The organism is Paenibacillus sp. FSL H7-689, assembly GCF_000517905.1.
Classification (GTDB): domain Bacteria; phylum Bacillota; class Bacilli; order Paenibacillales; family Paenibacillaceae; genus Paenibacillus; species Paenibacillus amylolyticus.
Genome location: NZ_ASPU01000024.1, coordinates 1 through 4303 on the forward strand (window position 1 = coordinate 1; position 4303 = coordinate 4303).

Annotated in this window: 4 protein-coding genes, 1 rRNA gene and 1 pseudogene; 2 read left to right on the plus strand and 4 right to left on the minus strand. The window is 44.2% G+C overall.

Going from position 1 to position 4303, the window contains the following annotated elements:
* Positions 1-144: pseudogene (thiE, locus tag C170_RS19365) on the plus strand (thiamine phosphate synthase); the annotation flags it as partial.
* A gap of 322 nt (positions 145-466) precedes the next feature.
* A complete protein-coding gene (locus C170_RS19370) occupies positions 467-1210 on the plus strand; it encodes a MerR family transcriptional regulator (RefSeq protein ID WP_036613253.1) in 744 nt (247 codons plus the stop codon).
* 555 nt (positions 1211-1765) lie between these two features.
* Here C170_RS19370 and C170_RS19375 read toward each other — a convergent pair.
* The 4 genes from C170_RS19375 to rrf form a co-directional block, all read right to left on the minus strand.
* Entirely contained in the window at positions 1766-2248 is a 483-nt protein-coding gene (locus tag C170_RS19375; protein ID WP_051447298.1) for a hypothetical protein, read from the minus strand.
* A gap of 325 nt (positions 2249-2573) precedes the next feature.
* Positions 2574-3230: a deoxynucleoside kinase gene (locus C170_RS19380; RefSeq protein WP_036613256.1), complete on the minus strand. Its 657-nt coding sequence runs from the start codon at positions 3228-3230 to the stop codon at positions 2574-2576.
* A complete protein-coding gene (locus C170_RS19385; RefSeq protein ID WP_036613258.1) occupies positions 3227-3850 on the minus strand; it encodes a deoxynucleoside kinase in 624 nt (207 codons plus the stop codon). The genes C170_RS19380 and C170_RS19385 overlap by 4 nt, the downstream gene beginning before the upstream one ends.
* 185 nt (positions 3851-4035) lie before the next feature.
* Positions 4036-4152, minus strand: a 5S ribosomal RNA gene (gene rrf / locus C170_RS19390).
* Between the last annotated feature and the right edge of the window lie 151 nt (positions 4153-4303).

Here is a 4303-nt window from a genome sequence, read left to right on the forward strand (position 1 = left end):
GGCGGCATTACGCCCGATACCACGGCCGCCGTGATGGCGGCTGGAGCCGACGGAGTAGCCGTCATCTCCGCCATCGCGGGCGCGGCCAACGTGTGCGCAGCGGCTGCGCAGTTCGCTGCGGCAGTGCGCGGGATGCAGGCGTAGCCCTGCTCTCCCTGCACTGCCAGCCCCGTGGGCTGCACCGAATACATGGTGCAACCTACAACTGCTCACGCTCCTCTCCATAACAGAGGAGCCTCAAAACACCCCCGCGGCGCGGTAACAACCCATGTCTTCGACATAGAAGCACAGCCGCTCCCCTACAGTGACTGAATTTTACAATAATTTCATCACACATATTCACATCTATTCACCAATCCATGATCAAGATGCAGCTTCCATGCTCGCATCTTGTTTTTTCATTTTCAACAGTTGACTCTCACGTAACGTCACACTGTACAATCGGTGTTGTAAGGAGGTTTCACACATGGCCATGAAGGTAAAAGAAGTTGCCGAACTTGCCTCGATCAGTGTGCGCACACTGCATCACTATGATGAGATCGGATTGTTAACACCGGACGAAGTAACTTCTGCCGGATATCGATTATATTCAGATGCCAACCTGGAACGGTTGCAGCAAATATTGTTTTTCAAGGAACTCGACTTCTCTCTGAAGGAGATCAAAAACATTATAACCAACCCCTCCTTCAATCCGGAAGAAGCACTTAAAATGCATCGACTTATACTGCTGGAGAAGCGCCAACGCTTGGACCAGATGATTGCTACCATTAATAGAACGGTTTTACACGTGAGAGGAGAAATTAAAATGACAGCCAAAGAACAATTCGAAGGATTTGATTTTAGCCAGAATCCGTATGAACAAGAAGCGCGGGAACGTTGGGGAGACCATGCCGTCGATCACGCAAATCAGAAGCTGCACAGTAAATCAACCACAGATCAGAAGGCTCTATCCGATCAAATGAACAAAATCTACAAACATCTGGCTTCACTTCGTCACACAGAACCAGCATCTGCGGAGGCACAGGCCGGTATTCAAGAATGGTACACCTTGCTGAACCAGATGGGAAGCTACTCGCCTGAAGCCTTCAGGGGACTCGGTCAGATGTACGTGGACGATGAACGCTTCAAACGCAATATTGATCAGTTTGGCGATGGTTTGGCAGTATTTATGAGAGATGCTATGGCTGTATTTGCTGACCAAAACAAATAATATAGACCTGTCTTCGACCACATATAGTATTATTCAATTCTCATTGTCCTCAGATGTGTACTGTAAACGATAGTCTAGAAGTTAACCCCCTATCCTGTAAAGGTAAAAATATTCTCGTCATCAGCTTTATTCCCAGTAAATGACCCTTCGGATATTTGAACCTACCTCCTGGGGTGACCATATCGTTCTTGTAATTAACCTTATGAACATGCTGAATATTTACTAGAGTTATGTGGTAAGTAATTTAAATCAATCCGAATTGTTGCAAAAGTTATGAGCCATATCCATCCCTACCTGGTGGATACACAAAAGGGACGTACACCCTCAGGCGTATCGTCCCTATGTATGAAAGTAACTCAGCCGCAATGTGAACATGCCTAACTGCTGCTCACTCTGAGTACTTTATAAATATCTTTTAAAGTAGATGCTCTTTACTATGTTTTTCTTCTGCTTCCAGTCCTTCAATATAACTTCATAAGTGCTTAGGATGATGAGCATTAAGTTTCTTCTGTCAAACGTTCTTCATTTTGCTGCAGCCGTCGACTGTCTATCCGATTAAGCTCTTGGCGCATGATCCGATGAAGATGCATCTGTAGCTAAACTGGTTCTCGCCATCCGGCCAGGAATCTGCCATGCAGACACAATCGCAAGCACGATGAATAACAAATCAATCGGTTGACTGAAATAGTCCTGGAAGGTTTCCACAAACGCACTGATCATCTCGCTATCAAACACAAGTTCCATCACGCCTACATCACCAAACAGTTCGGAAGTAAAATAAACCACCGTCAGATATTTCCCCAACAAAATGCCGACAAGTGCAAACAGTACGGCAATAATCTTATGTACCGTCGCAATTTGTTTATTGGAGAACAACACAACTGCGTAACCTGTGAGCGCTCCAATCAGAATCGCAATTAATCCCACCTCATAATCGGTCATTGCAGCAATAGCTGCCCATACGATGCCTCCCAGAATGGCTGCAATTAAGCCACCAATGATCGGCATACCGATTTTAACTCCTTGTTTCTCTTCCACGTTGTCTTTCCCTCCTGAGTCATGCATATGCTTCTTTTCCAGAATTCACCTTTCCTATGAAACCACAAAAAGACTTATTATTCAACATTTTTCTACTTTTGGTACCATGTATTTACATAATAGAAAAGATATATTAAGCATCTATTTCCTTATTCGCTCGAATATCATTTTAGTTTTGTCCACAAACCTCTCATAATTATTCCCTTGGCACATAAAAAAACACCCCTCCAACAGCATAATAGCCGTAGAAGGGATGTTGTCCATATCTGTATCATAAATATAACCAATGTAACCGAGAAAACTACATTGAAAACCTCTCTCTATCTTACCTTTGCACTTCCTTGGAAGGCTGAATGACAGCTGCAATCTGTGCAAAAATGGCATCCACCGATGCCGGATCATGCACATCATACTCATCAATGTTCAGACGCAGCACAGGGCAAGCTGTAAACTGATCAATCCACACGGAATAGCGCTCGTGCATGTGTTCCCAGTACGAACGGTCCGTCTGAATCTCCATCTCGCGTCCGCGTTCCGTAATACGGTTTAAAATCGAAGGCAGACTGCCTTCCAGATAGATCAGCACGTCTGGATGTGGGAAATACGGTGTCATTACCATCGCTTCAAATAAACTGCTGTATGTCTCGAAATCTGTAGCAGACATGGTTCCTTGATCTGCATGCATTTGTGCAAAAATGCCCGTATCTTCATAGATAGAACGATCCTGTACGAATCCGCCACCCAGTTCAAAAATCTTTTTCTGTTCCTTGAATCGCTCTGCCAGGAAATAAATCTGCAGATGGAAGCTCCAACGCTCAAAGTCATGATAGAACTTCTCCAAATATGGATTATGATCAACTTGCTCTAGAGAGGTCTTGAAGTTCAAACGTTGCGCAAGTGCAGCCGTTAACGTGGATTTGCCCACCCCAACCGTACCTGCTACCGTAATTAATGCATTCGTTGGAATGCCATAGTTATTCATATGATATACTCCTTTACCTGATTAACAATTTGCCTGAAGTGTTCAGGATGTTCCACAAAGTCGAGTTGCTCTGCATTGACCTTAATGATTACTGGCGGATTTGAGCTATTTGCCAGATAGTCCATGCCTGTTTTGTAATCGGCGATCAGTTGTTCCATATATGCCGGGTCCATATCCTGCTCAAATGAGCGTCCACGCTTGTTAATGCGGTACATCAACGTATCGAGTTCAGCTTCAATATAGAGCACCAGGTTGGGCTTTGGCAGATCATCTGTTAACAGATGATAGATTTGACGATATTTATCCCGTTTCGTTCCCTTTAAGGTACGATCGGCAAAAATCATATTTTTATAGATATGATAGTCTGAAATGACTGGGGTACTCTGCTCTACATAATGAACGCCCGTGTCTTCCAGTTGTTTAAACCGATTACACAGAAAAAACATTTCCAATTGGAAACTCCACTCGTCGATATCCTGATAAAAGGAAGCCAGAAATGGATTCTCTTCTACGATTTCTTTAACTAACGGAAGATTCAATTCATGGGAAAGCATCGTTGCCAGCGTTGTTTTCCCCGCTCCGATTGGACCTTCCACGGCAATAAACGGGGCTGATTTCATCGTGTTCACTGTTCCTCCTCGTACTTATGCGTGTTTCCGTTTTCTATATAGACCTCACCTATTGTATCACAGCTTTAAGGATTGGAACGCCAGTATTTTATGTATATAACAAGTCAAATCACAACTATTGAATTACATTAAAATAAAAAAAACACACTCGATATCATCAAGTGTGTCTTTAGATTGCTTGGCGGCGTCCTACTCTCCCAGGACCCTGCGGTCCAAGTACCATCGGCGCTAGAGGGCTTAACGGTCGTGTTCGGGATGGGTACGTGTGGAACCCCTCCGCCATCGCCACCAAACGCATAGCTTAGCTTACATTTCAGAGTTGTTGTTCTCTGAAAACTAGATTCGAAACGAAACACGCGAATTACAACTTGCTAATTGGATAAGCCCTCGACCGATTAGTACTGGTCAGCTCCATGCATTGCTGCACTTCCACCCCCAGCCTAT